This window comes from Paludisphaera sp., from assembly GCF_037189885.1.
Taxonomy (GTDB): domain Bacteria; phylum Planctomycetota; class Planctomycetia; order Isosphaerales; family Isosphaeraceae; genus Paludisphaera.
On record NZ_JBBCIR010000090.1, the window covers coordinates 14,519 to 39,150 of the forward strand.

Genomic DNA, 24,632 nt, shown 5'->3' on the forward strand with positions numbered 1-24,632 from the left:
AAAGAGAGTCGAGGTTAGCATGGGCGACGAGATGGTGCATCACGGCTTCTGGACCGAACCGGACCCCGAGGAGGCGCGGATCGTCGCGTTGACCGACGCCCTTCGCGACGCCGACGGCCCGGCCGACCTGGACGGCGGCTGGCCCGACGCCCTCTGGCGTCCGCTGGTCGACGCGGGCGTCCTCCGCTGGTCCGTCCCGGCGGAGCGGGGGGGCGAGGGGCTCGCGCGACCGCTGCTCGTCCAGCGTTACGCGCGCCTCGCCGAGGCCAGCCTGACGGCCGCGTTCATCCTCTCGCAACACGACGCCGCCGTCCGCCGGCTGACGGCCGTCGCGGAGAGCCCCCGCGCGGCCCAATGGCTCGGCGCGATCGCGCGGGGCGAGGCGATGGCGACGGTGGGGATCTCGCAGCTCACCACGTCGCGGCGTCTGGGCGCGAAGGCGCTTACGGCCGCGGAGATCGGCCCCGGGCGCTATCGCCTGGATGGCGCGATGCCCTGGGTGACGGGTGCCGAGAACGCCGACGTCTTCGTCACCGGCGCGCTCCTGGACGACGGCCGGCAGATGCTCATCGCGCTGGCGAGCGACCGACCGGGGCTCTCCGTCCTCCCCGCGTTCGACCTCGCGGCGCTCCAGGCGTCGCGCACGGCCGAGGTCGTGGTGAAGGGGGTGGAGATCGACGCCGACGACGTGCTGATGGGGCCGTCGGACGAGATCGGCGCCCAGCCGGGGGCCGTGGGGACGGCGGGGCTGGAGACGTCGGCCCTGGCGCTCGGCCAGGCGGCGGCGGCGCTCGGCGGGCTGCTCGCCGCGACGGCCGACCGCGTCGACCTCGTCGAGCCGGTCGACCTGATGCGCGAGACCTGGGGCGCGGCGTGGTCGACCCTGATCGCTTGCGCCCGGGGCGAGGGGGACGCCGCGGCGGCCGGATCGCTCCGCGCCCAGGCGAACGCCATGGCGCTGCGGGCCACGCAGTCCTACCTCACCGCGCGACGAGGCCGGGGTTTCCTCCGCTCCGATCCCGCCCAGCGATGGGCGCGGCAGGCGCTCTTCTTCCTCGTCTGGTCGTGCCCCTCGCCGATCGCCCAGGCGGCCATCCGCGACCTGGCCGGGCTCTGCCCGGCGTGAGCCCGATCCGGCTCAGTCCACGCTCGTCGGACCCTCGCGGAGCGCGATCAAGCGATCCTCGTAGTGCTTCCTCTGCTTGGGGGGAGGGTTCTGCCCGGCGAGCGTCATGCTGGTGAACCAGGCGGACAGGGCTTTCTCGGCCTCGATGGCGTCGTCCGCCGCGCCGGGGCCGTCGCCGAGGCGCCGGCGCAGGTCGCCCCGCGTGAGGAAGGTCTCGGCGCGGATCGATTCGTGGACCGCCTGGAGGAAGGCCGGCACGCGGCCGGCGCACGCGTCCAGGTCGGCCGCGGCCTCGTCGCACAGCGCGAGCGAGCGTCGGAGGTCGCGCGGCGCCTCTCGGGTCGCGAGTTGGGCGGTGACGCGGGCTCGCTGGAGCCGCCACGACATCGCGTGGAACGACGCGGAGGGGTCCGACGCCGGGGGGGCCGTCGACAGCAGCCTCGTCAGCTTGTCCCGCGCCCCTTCGTGGTCGCCCCGGAACTCGTCGATCGCCGCGAGGCCGTGCAGGGGGGTCGCGTCTTCCGGGTCGAGTTCCAGGGCCGCCTTCAGGGCGTGTTCGGCGAGGTCCTGGAGCTTGCCGATCGCGTCCCGGACGGCGGGCTCGACCGGGGCGCCTCGGGCCGCGTTCCGATCGGCTTCGGCCATCATTTCGCTCGCCCGCGCCGTCCACCGATCGCCGGCGATCGCCAGGAGTTCCGGGAGCCTGGGATGGATCGCGGCCAGCGCCCGCAGCTCGTCATCGGCCCGGGGGGCCTCAAGCGCGGCGAGGTAGCTCGTCCGGCCGGGATCCTGGGAAGGGGTGTTCGCCAGGACGTGGGCCAGCCCCATGTAGAATCGCGGGACGGGGGAGCCCGGGTATTCCTCGGCGAGCTTGGTGAGCAGGGCCATCGCGGCCTCCGGGCGCCGCTCGTCCAGGGCTTCGGCCGCCGCCTTCAACTCGGGCCGGTCACGCGCTTCGGGCCGAAGCGCGAGGACGGCCTGCCGGCCCGCCAGGGGGGCGAGAGCGGCCAGGACGCTCAGGTACGCGGCGTTGGCGACGATCATCCGGCGGTTCCTCGCGGCCCAGTCGCGCAGGCGCTCGGCGCGCGACGGGTTGACGACGTGGAGCGTCGGTCGGCGCTGGAGCAGCCGTTCCAGGTCCTCGGCCAACTCCCCGGCGCCGCGGTATCGGTCCGTCGGGTCGTGCTCGAGGCACTTCCGGACGATCGCCTCCAGGGCGTGGGGGGCCTGCCGGAGGTGTCGGCGGATCTCCACCGAGAGCACCGCCCGGCGGTCGAGCAGGTCGCGCATCGCCCGCGGGGGCGGCAGCTTCGAGTCCGGCACGTCGAGCGCCTGGCCGGTCAGCAGCTCGCGCAGCACCAGCCCGAGGGAGTAGATGTCGGCCGCGGCCCCGACGTCGCCCCAGCGCTTGGGGTCGAGGAACGCCTCGATCTGCTCGGGCGCCATGTAGGGGAGCGTCCCCCCCTGGATCGCCGACTGGGCCTCGCGCGGGGCGTGCGGGGATTGCGCCAGGTTGAAGTCCAGGAGCTGCGGCCCGTGGCGGATCGTCAGCAGGACGTTGCCGGGCTTCACGTCGCGGTGGTAGGTCCGGCGTTCGTGGGCGTAGGCCAGCGCCCGGGCGATGATCATGCCGATCCAGGCCACGCCCTGGGCGAAGGTGCCGCGGGCGGGGAAGCCGCGCCAGCCGTCGCCGACCGGCCCCTCGCGCGGGGCCTCGGCGTCGACGCCGACGGCGGCCGGGCCGATCCCCGCCACGAGGGCGTCCCAGATGGCCGTCGCCGACGTGGGGGCCGCGCCGCCGCGGCGGACCCGGCGGATCACCTCGTCCAGCGGAAGGCCGGGGCGGAAGGGCATGGACAGGGCGCGGAGGCCCTGGTCGGGCCGGTAGACGACCGAGTTGACCGGGACAATGTGGGGGTGGTCGAGCGCCCCCTGGGTTTCCGCCTCCTGCCCCCGGTCGATCGAGACCTTCACCACCACCCGCTTGCCGCCGAGCGAGCGGTCGCTGGCGAGGAAGACGCGGGAGTAGCCCCCCTTGCCGATCTGGGCCAGCAGCGTGAATTCCTCGAATCGGTCGCCGACCTCCGGGAAGGTCGGCTTCGGCGGCGCGAACCCGGCCGCCCGGCTGAGCAGCTTGTGGTAGCCGAGCTGGGAGGCCAGCGAGTCTTTCCACGCGGGGTAACGGTCGCAGAAGGAGTCGACGTCGAGCGACTCGCCGCGCTCCTCGCGCAGGCAGAACTCCTCGTAGACGAGGCTGAGGACGCGGCTGTCGGCCTCGCGCAGCTCGGGGAAGTCGTCCAGGTATTCGTGGACGGCCGGCGCCTCCCCCAGGTCGAAGCGGCGGCGCAGGTCGGCCTTGACCAGCGCGCCGAGGCAGGTCAGCCGCTGCAGGAGATCCATCTCCGCCTCGGGCCGGCGCTGCGTCCAGTAGGGCCGCAGCGCGACCTCAAGACGGCCCTCGGCGAGGCGCTCGAAGCGCTCAACCTCGCGGTCGATCAGATCCTGCGCGTCGGTGCTCGGCTCCTCGGGGAGATCCTGCATGCTATCGACCCTGGCCGGTGAGCGAGTCGCGAAGATCCTTCAAGAAGCGCTGGACCTTGCGGATGTTCCAGCCCGTCCGATCGGCGATGTCGTTGTTGTCGTGGCCCTCGCGGCGCATCTCGATGATCCGACGCTCGACCTCGTCGTCGCGGCCCATGAGGAATTGCTCGGCCTCGTTGGCCTGCGCGAGCTGGCTGGCCGTCGGGTCGTCCGACGCCACCTGCACCGCGGTCGATTCCGTCGCCGCTTCCAGCCGCCGCTCCCTCGTCACGTCCCGCTTCAGGGTGTGTCGGCGGCGATGCTCGTCGATCACCTTCTTCTCGGCGACGTCCGCCAGGAAGGCCACCAGGTGCTCCGGCGAGGGGAAGTCCAGCCGGCTCAGGTTGGCCGCCAGGCTCTTCATCACGTCGCTGGCGAAATCGGTCGAGTCGTAGACCGACCTCATCGATCGGTCCAGCTTCCGGCGCACGACGCGACGAACCTTGGGATAGTACTCGCGGAAGAGACGCTCCCAGGCCTCCGGACTGCCGCCCTGCGCTTCCTTGATCGTGTTGGCTAGTTCGTCGCCGAGCCCGCGATTCGACAACGTCGTCATGAACGGCCCCCGACTTCTCAATAAAGGAAGTATCGCGACGGTCGCCGACGGAGAGTGTAGGTGGCCGGAGTCGCGACCGTGGGTGATCGGACAGTTGGCCTTATTCTACATTCTACCCGTCGCGGCGTGCAGGGGGAACCAGGGGTCGCGGATTCGACGCGCGAGCCCGATCGGGCGGCGACACTGGTCTCGAACCAGGGGGGACCCGTCGGTCAGGTCCGGGCGCCGGCCGGTCGCCAGGGCCAAGATCGACGATGATTCCCTGTAGGTAAGGGTTTTGGGCGTCGGGGCGGTTCGGCCTCCGTCGGGTGCGGGGATGGATTGCCGTGCTTATGAAGGCGGTTGCGGGGAGGCGGCGTCAAACCATTTCATCCCTCGGCGTCCCCAGCGGCGGCGGTTCGGAGCTGTCGTCGGGGCCGACGATCGTCTCGTGATACGGATCCTCGACCCGGATGTAATAGGGGAGCGTCGGGCTGATGTAGGTGTCGGGGGGCTGGGTGGGGATCATCACCGGCAGCATCGGGTTGATGGGGAAATAGACGGCGTCGCTGGGGACGATCCGGGAGGCCATCGATTCGAGGGACGGGCGGAAAGTTCGGCGCGTGCGCATGGAGGGACTCCTCGGGCGAAGGGCCTTCAGGGTGGTCGGATTGTCGTTGGGTTGGGTACGGAGGATTAGCGGGCGCGGTGGGGCCGCGCGACCCGTCGCGCCGGGGGCCCCGGGAGGGGGCGGGCGCGACGGGCGTCGATATCAATCATCGAACCGGAGTAATCGGCGTCTTCGGGAAATCTGGATCTTGCCGACGAGTCGTCAGGATCGCCAGGCTGGACCGCCGGCGGGCACCCGGGGTCGGAGGGCGGATGGGCCGAGCGGGCCGGGTCGGGACGGGTTGCTAGTTCGAGGAGGCGACGGTCGCCAGGAGCGAGCGGCGCGGGGCGGGGACGGCCTCGGATTCGCGAGGATAGTCCTCGTCCGGCAGCAGACCGACGCAGGCCTCGCGGTAGAGCGGGCAGCCCTGGTGTTGGATCAGGGCCCCGTCGCTCCATCGCTGAGCCAGGTCGTCCAGGCCCGCCCGCCGGGCCACGATGTACCGTCCCAGGGGCGAGAATCGCGGGTCCCGCCCGGCGAGGACCTCGGCCGCCGGCCGACCGCCCTCGATGGATCGCTCGGCCTTGCGAATCTCCCTGGAGAGTTCCGACCGGAGCTGGCGGACGATCGACCGGACTCGCCGCCGGTACCGGTCCACGGCCAGCGGGCTGGCCAGGTCGGTCCAGGGGTCGACGGATTCCGGGTCGATACCCTGGGCGGCCACGTACAATTCGGGGTCGGTGGGGAGGGCTGGGTCATCGAGCCCGCACTGGCGGAGGATCCGGGCGGCTGCCGCCCAAACCCGGGGGGTGGAGCAGGAGGAATTCCATCGGGCTCCCCGACGCAGGAATGCCCGCTCGATCCGGCCGGCCAGGTGGTCGATCTCGGTCTGGAGGACGAATGACACGGGACTCTACCCTCGGTTGCGACGATCGGTTGACGAGTCGTTCCGGGGGGCGGGGCCGATCGCGGGTCGATTCGACTCCCCCCATGCCCTCAGTCACCGCGATCCGCGCCGCGCCGCGTCATGGAAATTCGGATTCCCGGAATTTTCCCCTCAACGGGTCGTCGCGACGCGTCGCCTGACGCTTAACCTCAGTAGGAAAGAATGGCACTTCCCAGACCTGGTCCCCGAGAGGTGGACGAGGGTCGATCGAGGCGGGCCCCATGAGAGACTTCGAATTCCAGCCCGATTGGGGGGCGGTCAAGCGGGGCATGGCCGGCCGCCTGCGCGAGGTCAGGATGGAACTCTACGGCGAGCATGGCGGCCCGATGCTGGCCAACGAGCTGGGGATCACCTTCGGCGCGTGGGTCGGCTACGAGACCGGCGCGACCATGCCGGCTTCGGTGATGCTCCTGTTCCTCCAACGCACCGGGGCCAACCCCCGCTGGCTGCTCACGGGAGACGGGCCGAGGTACTCCGCGAGCCGGAAGGGGCGTTGACCCCGGCGTGGCCCTCGACGAGGCGGTGGACCTCCCCCGCTCGCAGGCCCCGCCAGGTCTCGACACCCCCCCAGGGCCACCGGACCTCCAGGGCGTCGAGCGCGTCGGCCCCGCCGGTCGCGAATGAGAGGCGCGGGGGCGAGGATGAAAGGTAGCCGTCCCCGGACGAGAGGTGCCGCGCGACCGTCTTGCCCCCGGCGATCGCCCGCGCGCGGGCCCCGATGGCGGGGAGGCCGTGGCGATCGATCAGGTCGACGGCCACCGACGGGCCCGATCGCGAGCGATTGTGGAGCAGCGCGAGCGGCGCGTCGAGGGCGGCGGCCGCCGCGTCCGGCCTGCCGTCGCCGTCCAGGTCGGCCACGGCCAGGCCCCGCCCCAGCGCGGCCCGCGCGAACCAATCGCCGGCTTCGCCGGAGGCGTCGACGAGCCCCCCCTCGCGGCCCCGCAGCAGCCGCGGCGGCATGGCGAAGGGGACGCCGAGCCGGGCGCGGTCGAGGACGTGGCCGTTGACCTGGAGGAGGTCGACCCGCCCGTCGGCGTTGAAGTCGGCGGCGACGACCCCGAAGCCCAGGACGTCGCGCGTGGCGGCCGCCAGGCCGAGCCGCGCGGTCTCGTCCTGGAACGTCCCCCGGTCGTCGAGGGCGCGGAAGGCGATCGTGGAACGCCCCAGGAAGTTGGCGACGACGAGATCGGGGAGGCCGTCGCCGTCCAGGTCGGCCGTGGTGGTCCCCATGCCGGCCAGGGCCCGGCCGCGGCCGTCGCGCGCGACGCCGGCCGCCTCGGCCACGTCCTCGAAGCGGAGGCCGCCGCGGTTGGCCAGCAGCCGGCACCGGCCGCCGTCGTTGGCGACGAAGACGTCCGGCCGGCCGTCGCCGTCGAAGTCCGCGATAAGCACGCCGAGGCCCCGCTCCGGGCGCGCCGGCAGTCCGGCCTCGGCCGCGACGTCCACGAAGACGCCGCCGTCGTTGCGGTAGAGGTGGTCGGGCTGGGCCTCGAAGTCCTCCGGACCGCAGTAGTCGCGGCGGCCGTCGGGCGCGGCGCAGTAGGGGGCGGCTTCGGGGTCGTAGTCGAGATAGGCGGCGACGTAAAGGTCCAGGTCGCCGTCTCCGTCCAGGTCCGCCCAGGCGGCGCCGGTCGTCCATCGATCCGAGGAGAGGCCGGCGGCCTCGGTGACGTCCTCGAACCGGAGCCCGCCGAGGTTGCGGTAGAGTCGCTGGCCGCGCCAGCCGGTGACGAGGAGGTCGACGCGGCCGTCGCCGTCGTAGTCGCCGGCCGCGGCGCCCATGGCGTAGCTCGGGCCGGGGGCGTTGGCGGCCTCGGTGACGTCCTCGAACCGGAGCCCGCCGAGGTTGCGATAGAGGCGGCTGGGCGGATCTCCCCCGGGAGAGTCGGCCGCGATCGGGCCCCCCTGGCAGGCGTACAGATCGGGCAGGCCGTCGCCGTCGGCGTCGAACAGCGCGAGGCCGCCCCCCATGATCTCCGGGAGGTCGTGCCGCCCGCGCGAGCCGGCGTGGTGGCGGAAGTGGACGCCGGCCCGCTCCGCCACGTCCTCCAGGCGGATCTCCTGGGCACCGGCGATCCCGGCCGCGGCGGCCAGCGTGGCCAGGGCCGCCCATGCGCGCGTCACGGCGGGGGGGGCGGGCCGGCCTTCCAGAGGATGACCTGTCCGGAGTGGCTGCACGAGGCCAGGGTCGAGTCGTCCGGCGAGAAGGCGACGGCGTTGATCCGGTCGCGGTGGCCGTCGAGCGCGTAGACGACCTGGCGGGTCGCCGCGTCGCAGAGCCGGAGCCGGCCGTCGTCGCAGCCGGTGGCCAGCGTCTCGCCCCGGGTGGAGAAGGCCAGGGCCCGGATCGAGGCGGGATGCTCCCGGACGGGGGGCCCCATCGTGAAGTCGCGTGTATCCAGGATCGAGACCAGTCGGGGGTCTCCCCCAGCGGCCAGCAGCGATCCCCCCCGGCCGGGCGGCGAGAAGGCCAGGGCCAGCAACGGGCTGTCGCCGTGCAGCGCGACGCTCACCGGCGAGCCGGTCTCCGCGTCCCAGACCCGGTATAGGCGGTCGATCGAGGCCGTTGCCAGGAAGGGCTCCGGGCCCCTGGCGAACGCCAAGGCGGTGATCATCTTCGAGTGCGCCCCGGGGATGACGCTGGGGGAGTCGTAGATTGGGGCCCGGTTCATGAGGATGTCGGGCGTCGTGCCCGAGGCGGCGACCCGCAGCCCGTCGGCCGAGTAGGCGACGCAGCGCAACGAGCCGGCCCCCGGGGGCCGCAGCTCGTGGAGCGGCGACAGGCTCGCGCCGCGGCCGTCGGGCGTGCGGTCCACCCGCCAGATCTTCCACGAGCCGTCCAGGCTGACGCTGGCGAGATGGCCCCCCTGGGGGGCGAACGCCAGGCCCGTGACCGTCTGCGAGTGGGCCTCGACGGCGGCCAGCTCCTCGCTCGTGGCGACGTCCCACAGCTTGATCTGATGGTCGTCCCCGCCGGAGGCCAGGATGGCGCCGTCGGGCGAGAAGGCGAGCGCCCACGCCTCCTCGGAGTGGCCCGCGAGGATGATTCGGGGCGAGGGGGCGGGCTTCGTGGAGTGGACGAAGATCGCCGGCTGGTCGAAGCTCAGGAACAGGGCGTCCCCCGCGGGGGAGAACTCCAGGCAGCTCGGCGCGAGCAGGCCGCCGATCTCGTCGGGAGTGGCGCTCGGCCGCGTGAGGTCCCAGACGAGCGTCGGGCGGTTCTCGTAACCGAGCACCAGCGTCCCGCCGTCGGGGGCGACGCTGAACCGACTCGGGGGCTCGTTGGGCGCGGACAGCGCGTGGACCCGGCCCCCGGGCCGCGACTCGCGGAGTCTCGGGGCTCGGCCCCCCTCGATCACGAGGATGCTCCTCCCCCTGGGGCCGAAAGCCAGGAAGCTCGGCGGGCCCGCGTCGCACGTCAGGACGGCGGAAGGGGCCTCGGCGTCCAGGTCCCAGGCGACGATCCGGCCGTCGTCCCACCCGGTCGCCAGCGCGCGGCCGTCGGCGGAGAAGGCCAGGGCGGTCGGACGGGCGGGGTCCGGGGGGGTGAGGACGGACCGCCGGTCCCCGGGGCCGCGAACAACGACGGACCCGTCGCCGACCCCGATGGCGGCGGTCGCGCCGTCGGGCGAGAAGGCGAGGCAGAACGCGTCCCGGATCTCGTCCCCCGGCGACTCGCGCCAGCCGCCATCGATCTTCCGGTAAGAGAGGGCGCGCCAGCGCGAAGAGTCGCCCCCGCGGCACCGCGCGATCAGCAGATCGTCGCCCCCAACGAAGCCGATCTCGGCCACGTCTCGGATGGCGGCGCCGAGGGCGGAGTGCTCGGACGCGTCGTCCTCGGCCCATATCCGGACGGTGGCGGCCTCCTCGTCGACGTGGACGGAGGCGTAGGCGATCGGGCCGCCATCGGGGCCGCTCGCGACGGCCATCGCGCGCGCCGGGCGGTCGCGGTGGTCCACCAGCGGCCTGAACCCGCCGCCGTCGACGTCCCACGCGACGACCCTCCCCTCGACGTCGCCGGAGAGCAGCCAGCGGCCGTCGCGACTCGCCGCGATACCGGAGACCGCCGCCCGGTGCGCCGAGGCGTCGCTCAGCAGCCGGGCCCAGCGATGGATCAGGCGGTCGATGTAACGCCATTCGAACGCGTCCTCGCGCGGCGAGGCTCGTTTTAGGGAGTCGAACATCTCGATCGCAAGCTCGATTTCGCCCCGCGCCGCGTGGGAGTGGATGCGGCCGAGCTGGAAGTCGTGCCGGCTTCGCTGGGCAAGCTCGGATTCCGACCCCATCACCCCCTTGTAGGTGCGATTCATGTAGTCTTGCGTCTGGAGCTGGCCGTAGAGCTGCTCCGCCTGCGTCGCGAGGTTGCGCAGGTGGATGCTGTAGTAACCGGCGACCGCGATGAGGGTCGCCAGCAGCAGCAGGCTCAGGGCGAGCAGCCCGGCGGCCAGGGGCTCGCGCCCGGCCCACTGCGCGGCGCGGCGGAGCCGGGGCGTGCGCCGGGCGTGGATGGGCTCGCGCGCCTGGAAGCGGCGGAGGTCGTCGGCCAGGGCGCGGGCGTCGGGGTAGCGGGCGGCGGGGTTGCGCTCCAGGCACTTCAGGCAGATGGTCTCCAGGTCTTCCGGCAGCCCGTGCCGCAGCCTGGACGGGGCGACGACCTCCCCCTCCGCCACCTGGCAGAGCGTCTCCATCGGGGTCAGGCCGCGGAACGGGGGCGTGCCGGCGAGCATCTCGTAGAGGACGGCCCCCAGCGCGTAGACGTCCGTGCGGGCATCGACCTCCCGGCCCCCCTGGGAGAGCTGCTCCGGGGCCATGTACGAAGGGGTCCCGAGGATCTTCCCCGACTGCGACCCGGCGTCGTCGGCGAGGAGGAACTTGGCGAGCCCGAAGTCGCCGATCTTGGGGACCCCGTCCTGGGTCATCAGGATGTTGGTCGGGTTGAGGTCGCGGTGGACGATGCCCGCGCGGTGGGCGACGTGGATGGCCCTCGCCAGCGTCTCGATCAGCCGGGTCGACCACCGGATCGGCTGGGGGGCCGACCGCGTCATCCGGGCCAGCGGCCCGCCGTCGACGTACTCCATCACCAGGAAGGGGAGCCCCTCGTGCTCGTCGGCGTCGAGGATCTGCACGATGTTGGGGTGCGTGATCTTGGCCGCGGTCTCCGCCTCCTTGCGCAGGTAGGCGCGCTCGCGGGCGTTGGCGTGCTCGCCGGCCAGGATCATCTTGAGGGCGACGAGCCGGCCCGGGTTCACCTGGCGGGCCTTGTAGACGACCCCCATCCCCCCCCGGCCGATCTCCTCCAGGACGTGATACCGGCCGATCCAGCCCCGGACGGCCCTGGGCTTCTGGGCCGCGGCCGAGGACGGCTCCGCCAGCGTCTTCATCTCGGTGGAGAGCAGGCCCTCAAGCGCCTCGCGTCGGCGCGGGTCCGGGACGAGGGCGCGGAGCCGAGTCGCCCATTCGGCGGCCGTCGAGTCGTCGCCGCGGGCTCGACGGGCGGCCGTCTCGGCCAGGATCAATTCCAGCAGGGCGTCGTCGTCGCCCGCCAGCTCGGGCTCGTCGGCCAGCAGCGACTCGACCCGCGCCCCGGCGTCGGCGCGGATCCGCTCCTTCAGGCGCAGGCACGCCTCGCGATGCATGCGTGCCGACTCGTTCCGCGGCGCGGCTGTGGACATGACGGCTCGGCGATCCCGGGGCGGACGGTGCGGCTCGCTTGTCGGAGCGCTCGGCGCAGTTTAGCACCGCCGCCCGCGCCCCGACAAGCGATCCGCCCGCCTCGCGGGCCTCAGTGGGCGGGGATAGGCTCGCCCTCGCCCTCGCCCTCGCCCTCGCGGCGGGGCGGGCCCGGGTCGAACCAGGCGTAGGTGGCCGGGATCAGCATCAGCTTCAGGGCCGTGCTGGTGATCAGGCCGCCGATGACGACGGTCGCCAGCGGGCGCTGGACGTCGGCGCCGGAGCCGGTCGAGAAGGCCATCGGGATGAACCCGAGGCTGGCCACGAGCGCCGTCATCAGCACCGGCCGCAGCCGGCTCATCGACGCGCCCGCGACGGCCTCGCGCATCGGCACGCCGGACTCGACGCGCTGGCGGATCGCCGCCACGATGACCAGGCCGTCCAGCACCGCCACGCCCGAAAGCGCGATGAAGCCGACCCCCGCGGAGATGCTGAGGTTCATCTCGCGCAGCCAGAGCGCGAGGATCCCGCCCATCGCCCCCAGCGGGACCGACAGGAAGATCAGCGCCCCCAGCTTCACCGACTGGAACGTCCCGTAGAGCAGCAGGAAGATCAGCACCAGGGCGACCGGCACGACGATCGTGAGCCGCTCGGTGGCCGACTGGAGGTTCTTGAACGTGCCGCCCCACTCCAGGAAGTAGCCACGCGGCAGCTCCACCTTGCTGGCCACGGCCGCCTGGGCGTCGGAGACGAACGTCGCCAGGTCGCGGCCGCGGACGTTGGCCTGGACCATCGCCCGCCGCTGGCGGTCCTTCCGCCAGATCTCGAAGGCGCCGTCCTCCTGGTGGAAATCGGCCAGCTCGGCCAGCGGGATCATCCGGCCGGTCGGGTCGGCGATCTTCAGCCGCCTGATCGACTCGATGTCGTCGCGCGCCGAGGGCTCGAACCGCACCTGGAGCGCGAACGTGCGCTGATTCTCGATCACCTGGCCGACCACCTTGCCGCCCAGCGCCGAGACGACGTCGAGGATCGCCGACGCGTTGATGCCGTAGCGGGCGATGTCCTCGCGGTTGATCTGGACGCGGAGGAAGGGCAGGCCGCCGAGCACCTGGGCCCGCACGTCGGCCGCGCCCGGGATGTCCTCGATCGCCGCGGCGATCTCGTTCACCTTCTCCTGGAGGACGTCCAGGTCGTCGCCGAACACGCCGATGCCCAGGTCGGCCCGCACGCCGGCGAGCATCTCGTTGAACCGGATCTCGATCGGCTGGCCGAAGTTGAACGTCGCGCCGGGGATCTCGCGGCGGAAGATCTTCTCCATCTCGCCGATCATCTCCGCCTTGGTCGGGCCGTGGTCGCCGCCGCCGAACAGCTCGATGAGCGGGTGCAGCGGCTTGAGCGCCAGGTCGACGTACGTCTCCTTCGGCTTCTTCAGGAAGATGAAGACGTCGGTCTGGTTCACGCCCGCCGGGTCGATGCCGATCTCGGGGCGGCCGGTGCGGCAGACGACGGACTCGATCTGGGTCGGCATCGCCTCCTTCAGCGCCACCTCGATTCGCGCGGCGTCCTCCATGCTCTCGCTCAGCGAGGCCGACGGCGGCCGCGTCACGACGACCTGGATGTCCCCCTCGTCGAGCCGCGGGATGAACTCCCCGCCCAGGCTCATCGCGATCGGCATCGTCGACAGGAACGCCAGCACCGAGACGACCGACACGAGCACCGGATGGCTCAGCGAGAAGCCGAGGATCGGCCGGTAGAGGCGCTTGCTCACGCGGACCGGCAGCGTCTCGACCTCCGACGTGCCCGGCTTGAGGATCAGCGACGCCAGCACGGGGGTCGCCGTCAGCGAGAGGATCAGCGAGCCGATCAGGGCGAAGACGACCGTCAGGGCCATCGGCCGGAACATCTTCCCTTCCACCCCCTCCAGCGCCAGGAGCGGCAGGTGGACGATGGTGATGATCGCCACGCCGAAGACGACCGGCTTGCGGACCTCGAACGCCGCCTCGCGGACCACGTCGACCGGGTTGCGCCGCTTGTCCGCGTGCGACAGGTGGCTGACGCAGTTCTCCATCATGATGACGGAGCTGTCCACGATCAGGCCGAAGTCGATCGCCCCCAGGCTCATGAGGCTGCCGGCGATGCCGTAGTAGACCATCAGGTTGATGGCGAAGAGCATCGACAGCGGGATGGACAGGGCGACCACCAGGCCCGCCTTGAGGTTCCCCAGCATCGCCAGCAGCACGGCGACTACCAGCAAGCCGCCCTCGGTCAGGTTCGAGGCGACGGTGGTGATCGTCCGGGTGATGAGCACGGCGCGGTCGTAGAACGGCTCGACGATCACCCCCTCGGGCAGCCGCGGGCGGATCTCGTCGAGCTTGGCCTTGATCCGGTCGACGACCACGCGGGAGTTCTCGCCGGCGAGCATCATGGCGGTGGCCGTGACCGCCTCCCCCTGGCCGTCGCGCGAGACGGCGCCGTTGCGGATCATGGGGGCGAACATCACGTCGGAGACATCTCGGACGTAGACCGGCGTGCCCGCCGGCGTCGTGGCCAGGACGATCTCCTCCAGGTCCTTCAGCGTGCTCACGAGGCCCACGGCCCGGATCACCCGCTGCTCCCCCTGCCGCTCCAGGTAGCCGCCGCCCGAATTGCTGTTGTTCTGGCGGATCGCCTCGAACACCTGGTTCACGGAGATGTTGCGGGCCATCAGCCGATCGGTGTTCAGGCGGACCTCGAAGGTCTTCAGCTCGCCGCCGAAGGCGTTGACCTCGACGACGCCGGGCACGCTCTTCAGCGGTCGGGCGACCTCCCAGTCGAGGATCGTCCGCAGCTCCATGAGCGAGCGCGGCCGCGAGGCGTCCGGGGCGTTCCTCACCTCGAACTGGAACACCTCGCCGAGGCCGGTGGAGATCGGGCCCAGCTCGGGCTGGCCGAACTCCGGCGGGATCGCCGAGCGCACGATCGCCAGCCGCTCGCCCACCTGCTGCCGCGCCCAGTAGATGTCGGTCCCTTCCTCGAACACCACGGTCACGCTGGACAGGCCGAACTGCGAGAACGAGCGCACCTCGTCGATGCGGGGGATGCCGTTCATCGCGTTCTCGACCGGGATCGTGATGAACTGCTCGATCTCCACCGGCCCAAGCCCCGGCGAGCTGGTCAGGGCCATCACCTGGACGTTCGAGATGTCCGGCGTGGCGTCGATGGGGAGCCTCGTCAGCGAGCGCAGCCCCCAGGCGAGCAGGCCGACGAGCAGCAGGATGACCAGGGGGCGGTTGCGCAGCGCCCAGTCGATGAGGCGGTCGATCATGAGGATTCCTGTGCGTGGCGGAAACTCGGCGGGCCCGTCGGGGCGGTCGAGGCTCGGAAGATCCGATGTCTGCACGGCGATCATCGCCCCCCCCGGGAAGGGGAGGCCGGGGGGCGGGTCGGGGGCGGGGCGCCGTCGCGGGACGGCGAGCAGGGCCGGCCCGCGGACTTCGTCGTCCGGGGCCGGCCGTCGGCCCGCGCGAGGCGCGGGCCGACGAGCGATCAGGGCTCGGAAGAGGCCAGGCGGATCCACTCCGACTTGAGCTTGAACGCGCCGCGGGTGACGACCTCCTCGCCCGGCTCCAGGCCGGAGACGATGGCGGCCCGCCCCTCGCCGGGGCCGCGGGTCTGGACCTCGCGCATCTCGAACTCGTCGGGGCCGACGCGGACGAAGGCGATCCAGCGGTCGTCGTCGGAGAGCAGGGCCTCGCTGGGGACCGAGGGGAGCTGCTCCTCGGAGCGGACCGAGAGGGCCACGTCGATGTACATCCCGGGCTTCAGCAGGCGTTCGGGATTGTCGGCGCGGGCGAGGAGGGTGACGGTCTGGGTCTTCTCGACGACGAGGTCGCCGGTGTAGAGCAGGCGGGCGTCGAACACCTTGCCGGGGTACGCGTCGGACTCGAAGGTGATCGAGACCTTGTCCTCGCTCTGGACGTACGGGAGGTTGCTGGGGTTGATGTTGGCCTCAACCCAGACGTCCTCCAGGTTGGCCAGCGTGAAGATGCGGTGGGTGACGTCGACGGCCACGCCGGGGACGACCAGCTCGCGGTCGAGGATGGTCCCGGCGAACGGGGCCTTGAGCTTGTACAGGCTCGCCGGCCCCTCGGGGAGCGGGTGGGGCCCGGAGCCCTTGGCCTCCTCGGCCCCCGCCGCCAGCGCCTCGGCCACGTTCAGCACGGACTCCGCGCTGCCGGCCTCTTCCAGCGGCTTGTCCGGCGCCGCGCCGGCCGCCCGCTGGTGCTGGCGGAGCGTCTTGGGGATGTAGTCGTCGTCGTCCGGGTCGACCCCCAGCACCTGGAGCTTCTCGCGGGCCACCAGGACGGCGGTCTCGGCCTGTCGGAGCGCCTGCTGGGCCCGGGTGTTCGCCAGGGTAGTCTCGTAGCCCATCTGGTCCAGGAGGGTCTGGTAGGCGGCCAGGTCGGCGTCGAAGCGGGCCTTGGACTCCTCCATCAGCCGGCCGCGGATGATCTCCTGGTCGTACAGGTCGCTCTGCCGGGCGAGGTTCGCCTTGGCCAGCCGGCTCGCGGTGTAGGCCGTCATCAGCCGCTCGCGGTTGGTCCCGACGGGCTTCTCGGCGAACTTCTCGTTGATCTCGTCGGGAGAGTCGCCGGCCTTGAGCCGCTCGATCAACTCCAGCGTGTTCTTCAGGATGGTCGCCTGCCAGCGGGCCATCGCCTGGGCGACGTCCAGCGCCTGGAGGTTCATCAGCAGGTCGAGCCGGCTCTGGCCGACGGCGGCGCTCTCGATGGTCGCCAGCACGTCGCCCGCCTTCACGTCCTGGCCGATCCGGACCGAGACGCTCCGCACGATGCCCGGCGCCCGCGGCGTGATGAACGCGTAGCGGTGCTCGTCGGGGGCGACCCGGCCGGGGACCCGGACCAGGATCGTCTCGTGCTCGAGCTTGACCGGCTCGACCTCGACGCCGATCAGCTGGCGCTGCTCGGCCGTGAGCTTCACCACCCGGGGCTGGTCCGGCGAGTTGGCCGACGACTCGGCCGGGGGGGCCGTCGCCACGGCCGCCGGCACCGCCGGAGTCTCGGGCTCGGCGACCGGAGCATGAGCCGCGCCGATGTATTTCCAGGCGCCGAAGCCGGCCGCCAGGGCCACGATCAGGCCGGCGGCCGTCCAGGTCCAGCGAGAGGTCAGTTGAAGCGCGTTGGGTCTTGCCATGATTCCTCGATGCGGCTCCGGCGAGGGCCGGGGCTCGCCGGCCTCCGCGGGATGGGTGGATCGACGCGAGACGCCGCGGGAGGCCGCGTGGGGGCCGCGTCCCCGGGGTGCGCGGCCGACCTGACCGACCACGCGACGCGCCGGCGCGACCGCCGTCCGGGGGGACGGGGCGCGCTCGTTCTAGGGATAACTATCCACGCCGATGACGGACATTGTCCACCTCGTAACCGTCGCTTAAGCGGATTTTAAGCCTCGGCCCCCCTCCCGGTCGCGCCCCGGCCTCGGCGCATGCGGCCGTGGAACCGGGATCCCCTGTTCAACCGGGCCGGTTCCCCGTAGAACTATGGCCTTCACGGAGATGGGGACGATTCGCGGGGAGGGCGAGGATGGCCGAGGAACCGAATCCGCCGACGCGCGGCGCGCTGGCCAAGCTGGGGCTGGCCCGACCCGAGGCGCGCGCGTGGGCGATGTACGACTGGGCCAACTCGGCCTTCATGACGACGATCATCACCGCCGTCTTCCCCATCTATTATTCGCAGGTGGCCAACTCCGGCCAGCCGTCGCACGTCGCCTCCGGCCGGCTGGCGGCCATCACCACGCTCGGCATGGTGATCGTCGCCCTGATGTCCCCCATCCTGGGGGCCTACGCCGACCACACCGCGCGCAAGAAGCCGCTCCTGGGCCTCTTCCTCGCGCTGGGCCTGGCGGCGACGGCGGCCATGTTCTTCATCCATTCCGGCGATTGGATCCTGGCGTCGGTCCTGTTCGTCCTGGCGAACATCGGCGCCAACGCCAGCTTCGTCTTCTACGACTCGCTGCTGCCGCACGTCGCCTCCGACGAGGAGATCGACCGCCTCTCGACCACCGGGTACGCGCTCGGCTACATCGGCGGCGGCATCCTCCTGGCGCTGAACCTGGCCTGGATCACGAAGCCGGAATGGTTCGGGCTCCCCGGCCCGGACGCGGCCACGGAGGCGGGGAGAACCTTGCGGGTCCGGCTGACCTTCGTGTCGGTGGCGATCTGGTGGGGGATCTTCTCGATCCCCTTGTTCCGCCGCGTCCCCGAGCCGCGTCTAGCCGGCGGCGAGCGCTGGGCCGCGATGCACCCCGTGCGCGCCACGTTGGGGCGGCTCCGCGAGACGGCCGGCGACCTGACTCGGTTCCGCCACGGCTTCCTGATGCTCCTGGCGTTCCTGATCTACAACGACGGCATCGGCACCATCATCCGCATGGCGACGATCTACGGCGAGGAGCTGAGGCTGGACCCGACGGTCATGATCACGGCGATCCTGATCGTGCAGTTCGTGGGCGTCCCGTGTTCGTTCCTGTTCGGCTCGCTGGCGGGCTTGCTGGGGGTGAAGCGGTCGATCATGCTCGGCCTGGTGGTCTACACGGTGATCTGCGCCGTCGGCTATTCGATGACCACCGAGACCCACTTCCTCATCCTCGCGGGCCTGGTCGGCGTGGTGCAGGGGGGGACGCAGGCGCTGTCGCGGTCGCTGTTCGCCAGCCTGATCCCGCGCTCCAAGTCGGGCGAGTTCTTCGGCTTCTTCGCCGTGGTGGAGAAGTTCGCCGGCATCTTCGGCCCGGCCATGTTCGCCGCGATCAACTTCGCCACCGGCTCCAGCCGGGGCGCCATCCTGGGCGTGATCGGCTTCTTCGTTGTCGGCGGCCTGCTGCTGGCGCTGGTCGACGTCCCCGAGGGCCAACGCCAGGCCCGCGCGTGGGATTTGGAGCACGGCGGCAGGGCGGGCGAGCCTGGATGAGCGAGCCCTCGGTCGCCCCCACGGTGGCTGCCGGGGGGGCGACGATACGCGGCGAAATATCACCCGACGGCCGAGGCGACCTCTTCCGCCGGCCTCGCCGGCTTCAGCCACGCCTTCAGCGTGATGTACCACGACGTGACCATGTAGAAGATCGGGTAGATCAACGAGACGTAGGCCAGCACGCGCTGAGTCGAGGTGAACTCGGGGGCGGCGTCCGTCGGCAGGCTGCCGACGAGCGCGAAGGCCAGCAGGCCCCAGAGCGCGCCGGTGTTCGTGGCGAATCGGTTCAGCCGGCCGGGCATCGACGGGTACAGGTGCTTCACCGGCACGAAGGTCAGGAACGCCAGGAATAGCAGGATGTACAGCGCCGGCCAGGGGGGGATCGGCAGGGCGTACAGGTAGAGCGCCACGACGTTCCACAGCGACGGGAAGCCCAGGAAGTAGCCGTCGGGCGTCTTGATGTCGACCTGGCAGAAGCCGTAGGCGCTCGCCAGCAGCGGGGCGATCAGCCAGGCCTCGTATCCGGCCGGGATCAGCTCCGCGCGCCAGACGAGCATCAGGGGGAGGAAGGTGTAGGTGATGAAGTCGGTGATGTCGTCGAGGCGGCGGCCGTCGAAGTTGGGGACGGCCTCCTTGATCCGGACCGCCCGTGCGAACGTGCCGTCGACGGCGTCGACGATCGTCGCCAGGATCATCAGGAGGAATGACCAGCGGAAGGCGTCGGGCCCCCCCCGCACCAGCAGGTAGAGGATGACCGCCGCGATCGCCAAGCCGGAGGCGGTGAACGCGTGGACGCACCATCCCAGGATCTTGCGGGTCGTGCTGACGGGGCGTGCGTCTTGCGTGATCTCGGTCTCGGCCATCTCTCGCGGCTTCCCTTCGGTTCGATGCGGCATGGGTCGATTCGCCGGGCGCGCCGTCGGGTCAGGACGATTCCCCGGGGGCGAGTTGGGCGATCACGCCGGGGTCGGCGAAGTCCAACTCCTCGGCGGCGTGTTCCGGGCGGACCCCCGCGCGGAGGCGTCCCACCGCCAGGTAGTACGTCGCGCCGATCGCCAGCAGGCCGGCGGTCGCGTGGAGCGCGGCGTAGCGGCCGATCGGATGGTCGCCGTAGATCTCGGCCCGGGGCCAGCTCATGTTGATCACCACGAAGACCCCCCAGACGGTCGCCGCCAGGTTCACCGGCAGCCCCCAACGGCCCAGACTGAACCGATCCCCGGGGGGGGCCGGCTCCTCCGCCCGGCCGTCGCGGAACCGCGCCAGGAGCATCGGCGTGGTGACCATCAGGTAGGCGAGGTTGGCCCACACCAGCGCCACGGCGCACATGGTCTCGATCAGCCGGGGGGCGTTGACGTTCACCAGGAGGATGCCCGCGGCGAGGATCCCGGTGACGATCGCCGGCGCGATGGGGGTGCGGGTCTCCCCCGTCACCTTCGCCAGCGTCTCGGCGAAGGGCAGGCTGTTGTCGCGGGCCATCGCGAAGATGAGGCGGACGGTCCCCGCGTGGACCGCCAGCGAGCAGACGACGACGGCGAAGACGACCTCGACGAGGAAGACGGTCCCCACGCTCGGGCCCAGCACGGTCTTGATGACCATCGGCAGGCCGCCGGAGACCTGGCCCATCGCCGGGTCGGCCGGGTCGGGCATCGCCATGATGCCGGCCGCGATCAGCAGGCCCCCCGCGACGCCCGCCGCCGCCAGCGCCCGCAGGATCGCCCGCGGCGCCCGCCGACGCGGGTTCGACGTCTCCTCGGCCAGCGTCCCGGCGGTGTCGAAGCCGTACATGACGTACGACGCCATGACGGCCGCCGCCAGGAAGGCCCCGAGGTAGCCGCCCGGCTCCCCGACGCCGCGTTCGTACGTCTCTACCAGGATCGACGGCCCGCGGACGGCATGCCAGAACAGCAGCACGATCAGCAGGATCACGCCGAGCAGCTCGGCGAAAACCCCCGCGTTGTTGACGTAGGCCATCAGCTTGACGCCGACCGCGTTGATGACCGTCGTGAAGGCGATCAGCGCGCACCCCAGGAGCACGGCGTTCCGCGCCTGGTCCTCGGGCCGGGAGCCGTCGCCGAACCACTGGAACCAGCCGGAGATTTGCGGCAGCGTGTTCTGCAACGCCAGCGCGACGGCCGCCAGCGACAGGATCTGGCAGGCCAGGTAGACCCAGCCGGTGAGCCAACCCCCGAGGGGGGTCCCCACCTGCTTCGACCACTGGTAGACGCCGCCGGACAGCGGGTAGGCCGAGGCCATCTCGGCGAAGCAGAGGGCCACCAGGAACTGGCCGACGAAGACCAGCGGCCACGTCCAGAAGAAGGCCGGCCCCCCGGCGGAGTACCCCAGGTAGAACATCTGGGGGACGCCGGTCAGGATGGAGATGTAGGAGAAGCCCGCGGCGAACGAGGAGAAGCTCCCCAGCGAACGATCCAGCTCCTGCTTGTAACCGAACGTCGCCAGGTCACGGACGTCGTCGTTCTCGGTCCCCGGCATGCCGCTTCGACCTCCCCGGTCCGCCTTCGCGCCGGCGCCGCCCCCCCCGCCGGGCGACGGGGGAGGAGCGGGCCTTCGTTAGAACATACCCGACGGATCGATCGTCAGGCGGGCCTGGTCGCCAGGTAGATGCCCCACTTCATGTCGCCGGCCTCGCAGAAGCCGATCTTCATGTTCCAGCGGTCGACCAGGTAATTCAGGTCCTGCTCGGAGAACGCGGTCAGGAACCGCGACCGCTCGCTCCGCAGCCGCCCTTCCTCGCGCCTGAGGATGTCGATGAAGGTGGCCGTGGCGTCGTCGACCACGACGTCGGTGAAGCCGGCGGCCTCAAGGACCTTGCCGTACCGCTCCGGCTCGATGACGCTGTAGTGCGTCTTCTTGATGTAGTCCTCGAACTCCGGCGAGCCCGGCGTCTTGCCGCGGGCGTAGTCGGTGATGATGAGCTTGCCGCCGGGCGCGAGCAGGCCGAACAGGGTCTCGAACAGGCGGGCCTTGTCCGGGATGTGCATGAAGGCGTCCCGGCTCCAGATCAGGTCGAACTTCTCCGGGAACTGGGTCTCCAGGACGTCGCCCAGGATGAATCGGACCTTGTCCGACATGCCGGCGGCCTCGGCGCGGTCGATGCCGATGGCGACCATCTCCTCGGCCAGGTCGATGCCGACGACCCGCGCGCCGTACTTCTCGACGAGGTGGAACGCCGCCCCGCCGATGCCGCTGCCGACGTCCAGCACGCGCACGCCCGGCTTGAGGAAGCCTTCCAGCCGCGAGGTCAGGTTGTCGGTCGTCTCCGGGCCGCCCGTGCTGATGTAATTGTCGCCGAAGATCATCTCGTAGCGGAGGATCGAGTTCCGGCTGTACTGGCCGTCGTTGTCGAACTTCTGCTTCGAGGCGTCGTTCGCGGCTTGCGTGCCACTCATGTTGGATCCAGGCCCGGATTGCGAGGAGGGAGGCGGGAGACATCCGGGCGATCGGCGCGGGACGGCGGCGGCCCGGGGGCGTCGTTCAAGGTGATTATTGTGGGGTCGCGGGGAGAGGCTTGTAAAGGGACAATCGCCCTCGCGTGGCCCCCGACGTGAAGTCGATCAGCGTCCGCCGGTAGCGCGCCGGGTCGACTTCCGTGAGGTTCTCGTGGTGCGCCCCGGGGAACGTCTCCAGCCGGCAGTGGGCCCGGATCCGGTCGTGGATCGCCCGCGCCTCCGCCGGCGTCGCGTGCCGATCGGCGTCCCCCGCCAGGATCAGGACGGGCACGCGGGCGGGGATCTCCTCCACGGCCCTCTCCGGGGCGATCGCGTCGATGTCGGGCAGCAGGACGAGCCCGGCGACCCGCAGGCCCAGGTAGGCGGCTTGCTCGAAGGGGGTCGGCAGGTGCATGCGCGTGCGGTTGCGGACGGCGGTCTTGAGGTCGCTGAATGGGCTCTCCAGGACGTAGCCCGCGACCCGCTCCCCCAGCTCCCCGGCCGCGAACGCCGCCGCCGCCGAGCCGAGCGAGACGCCCACGACCACGACCGGCCTCCCCGGCCGACGTGCTTCCAGGAAATCGACCGCCGCGACCACGTCGCGCCGGGCCGACAGGCCGATGTCGTTGAAATCCCCGGTGGAGTCGCCGTGCGCCCGCAGCGATATCAGCATCACGGCGGCGCCCAGGTCTTCCGCGACCAGCCTCGCCCGGTTCAGGCAGTGCGACCGCCCCCCGCCGTTGCCGTGCAGGAACAGGACGCTCGGCGCGTCGTCGCGCCCTTCCGCGAACCAGCCGCCGATCTCCTCACCGTCCGTCGTCCTCAGCCGGAGCCCCTCGAAGCTCGCCCAGTCGACGACCGGCGGGGGCTCGGGGAAGGGGGGATGGCGACGCGCGGTCAACTTGTAGGCGACCAGGAACGAGATGGCCAGCCACGCCGCGACGAGCGTCATGGCCACCGACGCCCAGCGCCGGGCGCGCCGGCGACGCTTGGGAGGCGGCTCGGCCGCGGGTTCGGCGGTCGTCGGGATCGGCTCTAGGCTGCTCATGGGGACGATCGCTCGGTTGAACCGTTAGAATCGATTTCAAGGTGGGCGGGCGTGGCGCCCGCGACGAGGGAGGGGCCCGGCGAGATGGCGCGACGGCGGACGAATACCGGCATGTACGACCCCCGTCGCGGCGGCGAGCCGCTGCGGGCGACGACGCTGGCCGTCGAACCGGGGGAGTTCGAACCCTCCCGCTCGAACTGTTTCGGAGTTTACTGCATCGAGTCCGGCCGTGGGAATGCGTCCGTCGGCGAGGCCCGGCATCCCTTCGCCGCGCGTTCGCTGCTGTTCACCGTCCCTTACCAGTACGTCCGGTTCCACGTCGACGAGCCGATGGCCGGGAACGTCGTCCACTTCCACGCCAATTTCCTCTGCGTGGAGACGTTCCACGCCGAGGCCGGGTGCGCCGGGGCGCTGTTCGGAGACCCGCTCGGCGTCCCCGTCCTGCCGCTCGATGGGGGCGAAGGGGCCGAGATCTTCGAGCTGGCCGCGCGGATCGCCCGCGAGGACGCCGAGCGCGGGCTGGCGTACCGCGAGGCGGCCCTGGCTTACCTCAAGGTGCTGCTGGTGCTGGCGACGCGCCGGAAGTCGGCCGACGGCGAGGCGTGCGAGATCGACCCGGGGTCGGCCGGGCATCCGTTGCTGGCGCGGTTCCGGGCGCTGATCGAGGTCGAGTACCGCCGTCGCCGCGCGCCCGCCTGGTACGCCCGCGAGCTGCACGTCTCGCCCAAGACGCTCGGCCGGGTCGTCCGCGAGCGCCTGGGGACGACCCCCACGGCGCTGATCCGGGCGCGGATCCTGACCCACGCCAAGTGGGAACTTCTGCACACGCTCCGATCCGTCAAGGAGATCGCCGCCGAGGTGGGCTTCGACGACGAGCTGTATTTCAGCCGCCTGTTCAAGAAGTTCGCCGGGGTCTCCCCCACCTTCTTCCGCGAGTTCGAGACCGAGATCCGCGGCGGGAGCAATCTGTCCATCCCTTCGGGCGTCCCGTCCATTCCTCGCCCTACCGATCCGGCCGAGAATGAGACCGATGCGCCGCGAGGCTCGGGCGACCGCCGGGTCGCGCCTCGACGGCCGCGGGCCAGCCGGACGGAGGGATGACCATGCGTGGGCTGTTCGAGACGATGGCGGGGATGGACCGGATCGGCGTGACGGTGGCTCGGGTGGGGCTCATCGTGGTCTTCCTCTGGATCGGCGGCCTGAAGGCCTGCCGCTACGAGGCCGACGGGATCATCCCGTTCGTCGCCAACAGCCCGTTCATGAACTTCCTGATCAACCACCCCGACGAGTACAAGTCCCACAAGAACCCCGAGGGCGCCCCGACGCCCGAGAACCGCGCCTGGCACGAATCCAATGGCACCTACACGTTCGCCTTCGGGCTGGGCTCGGTGATCGTGCTCTACGGTCTGATGCTCTGCCTGCACCCCTGGCTCCCGCAGGTCGCGGCCATCGGCAGCTTCCTGATATTCGTGATGTCGTTCGTGACCCTCTCGTTCCTGATCACGACGCCGGAATGCTGGGTCCCGAACCTGGGCGACGAGCATCACGGCTTCCCGTACCTGAGCGGCGCCGGCCGCCTGGTCCTGAAGGACGCGATCATGATGGGCGCGGCGCTGGTCACGATGGCCGACTCGGCGCGGGCCTACCTGCGCAAGCTCGACGCGGCCGCCTGACGGGGCGTGCCCGCCACGACGCTCCAACCCGGCAGATTC

The 24,632-nt window shown here is 71.5% G+C and carries 17 protein-coding genes; 5 read left to right on the plus strand and 12 right to left on the minus strand.

Annotation, left to right across the window (positions count from 1 at the left end; genetic code table 11):
- Positions 1–19: 19 nt before the first annotated feature.
- Entirely contained in the window at positions 20–1,126 is a 1,107-nt protein-coding gene (locus WG209_RS21730) for an acyl-CoA dehydrogenase family protein (RefSeq protein WP_337177195.1), read from the plus strand.
- A 12-nt stretch (positions 1,127–1,138) separates the two neighbouring features.
- Here the strand turns inward: WG209_RS21730 and WG209_RS21735 are convergent, their stop codons facing one another.
- From WG209_RS21735 to WG209_RS21750, 4 genes are all read right to left on the minus strand, one after another.
- Positions 1,139–3,667, minus strand: coding sequence for a protein kinase (locus tag WG209_RS21735; RefSeq protein ID WP_337177196.1), 2,529 nt, complete (start codon positions 3,665–3,667; stop codon positions 1,139–1,141).
- 1 nt (position 3,668) lies between these two features.
- Positions 3,669–4,262, minus strand: a complete 594-nt coding sequence (locus WG209_RS21740) for a sigma-70 family RNA polymerase sigma factor (RefSeq protein WP_337177197.1) — start codon at positions 4,260–4,262, stop codon at positions 3,669–3,671.
- A gap of 358 nt (positions 4,263–4,620) precedes the next feature.
- Positions 4,621–4,872 (minus strand): hypothetical protein, encoded by a 252-nt coding sequence (locus WG209_RS21745; RefSeq protein ID WP_337177198.1) that lies wholly within the window; start codon positions 4,870–4,872, stop codon positions 4,621–4,623.
- Positions 4,873–5,155: 283 nt separating this feature from the next.
- Positions 5,156–5,758, minus strand: coding sequence for a hypothetical protein (locus tag WG209_RS21750; protein ID WP_337177199.1), 603 nt, complete (start codon positions 5,756–5,758; stop codon positions 5,156–5,158).
- A gap of 260 nt (positions 5,759–6,018) precedes the next feature.
- On the opposite strand from WG209_RS21750, the gene WG209_RS21755 reads away from it, so the two are divergent.
- Positions 6,019–6,294, plus strand: a complete 276-nt coding sequence (locus WG209_RS21755) for a hypothetical protein (RefSeq protein ID WP_337177200.1) — start codon at positions 6,019–6,021, stop codon at positions 6,292–6,294.
- On the opposite strand, the gene WG209_RS21760 is transcribed toward WG209_RS21755, so the two are convergent.
- The 4 genes from WG209_RS21760 to WG209_RS21775 all read right to left on the minus strand — a co-directional run bounded on the left by WG209_RS21760 (position 6,248) and on the right by WG209_RS21775 (position 16,660).
- The gene (locus tag WG209_RS21760; protein ID WP_337177201.1) at positions 6,248–7,921 is read right to left on the minus strand and encodes a CRTAC1 family protein; all 1,674 of its coding nucleotides are present in this window, start codon (positions 7,919–7,921) and stop codon (positions 6,248–6,250) included. The genes WG209_RS21755 and WG209_RS21760 overlap by 47 nt on opposite strands.
- Positions 7,918–11,433, minus strand: a complete 3,516-nt coding sequence (locus WG209_RS21765; protein ID WP_337177202.1) for a protein kinase — start codon at positions 11,431–11,433, stop codon at positions 7,918–7,920. Before WG209_RS21765 ends, WG209_RS21760 begins: the two co-directional genes overlap by 4 nt.
- A gap of 146 nt (positions 11,434–11,579) precedes the next feature.
- Entirely contained in the window at positions 11,580–14,771 is a 3,192-nt protein-coding gene (locus WG209_RS21770) for a CusA/CzcA family heavy metal efflux RND transporter (protein ID WP_337177203.1), read from the minus strand.
- Positions 14,772–14,992: 221 nt separating this feature from the next.
- Positions 14,993–16,660: an efflux RND transporter periplasmic adaptor subunit gene (locus WG209_RS21775; protein WP_337177204.1), complete on the minus strand. Its 1,668-nt coding sequence runs from the start codon at positions 16,658–16,660 to the stop codon at positions 14,993–14,995.
- A 386-nt stretch (positions 16,661–17,046) separates the two neighbouring features.
- Here WG209_RS21775 and WG209_RS21780 point away from each other — a divergent pair, with 386 nt between their 5' ends.
- A complete protein-coding gene (locus WG209_RS21780) occupies positions 17,047–18,426 on the plus strand; it encodes an MFS transporter (protein ID WP_337177205.1) in 1,380 nt (459 codons plus the stop codon).
- Positions 18,427–18,485: 59 nt separating this feature from the next.
- Here WG209_RS21780 and WG209_RS21785 read toward each other — a convergent pair whose 3' ends face one another.
- From WG209_RS21785 to WG209_RS21800, 4 genes are all read right to left on the minus strand, one after another.
- Positions 18,486–19,322, minus strand: coding sequence for a CDP-alcohol phosphatidyltransferase family protein (locus WG209_RS21785; protein ID WP_337177206.1), 837 nt, complete (start codon positions 19,320–19,322; stop codon positions 18,486–18,488).
- 28 nt (positions 19,323–19,350) lie between these two features.
- Positions 19,351–20,916: an amino acid permease gene (locus WG209_RS21790; protein ID WP_337177207.1), complete on the minus strand. Its 1,566-nt coding sequence runs from the start codon at positions 20,914–20,916 to the stop codon at positions 19,351–19,353.
- 104 nt (positions 20,917–21,020) lie between these two features.
- Positions 21,021–21,833, minus strand: a complete 813-nt coding sequence (locus tag WG209_RS21795; protein ID WP_337177208.1) for a methyltransferase domain-containing protein — start codon at positions 21,831–21,833, stop codon at positions 21,021–21,023.
- A 94-nt stretch (positions 21,834–21,927) separates the two neighbouring features.
- Positions 21,928–22,920, minus strand: coding sequence for an alpha/beta hydrolase (locus tag WG209_RS21800; RefSeq protein ID WP_337177209.1), 993 nt, complete (start codon positions 22,918–22,920; stop codon positions 21,928–21,930).
- An 84-nt stretch (positions 22,921–23,004) separates the two neighbouring features.
- Between WG209_RS21800 and WG209_RS21805 the strand changes: the two genes are divergently transcribed.
- The gene (locus WG209_RS21805) at positions 23,005–24,021 is read left to right on the plus strand and encodes a helix-turn-helix domain-containing protein (protein ID WP_337177210.1); all 1,017 of its coding nucleotides are present in this window, start codon (positions 23,005–23,007) and stop codon (positions 24,019–24,021) included.
- Between the two features lie 2 nt (positions 24,022–24,023).
- The gene (locus WG209_RS21810) at positions 24,024–24,593 is read left to right on the plus strand and encodes a DUF417 family protein (protein ID WP_337177211.1); all 570 of its coding nucleotides are present in this window, start codon (positions 24,024–24,026) and stop codon (positions 24,591–24,593) included.
- Positions 24,594–24,632: the final 39 nt, after the last annotated feature.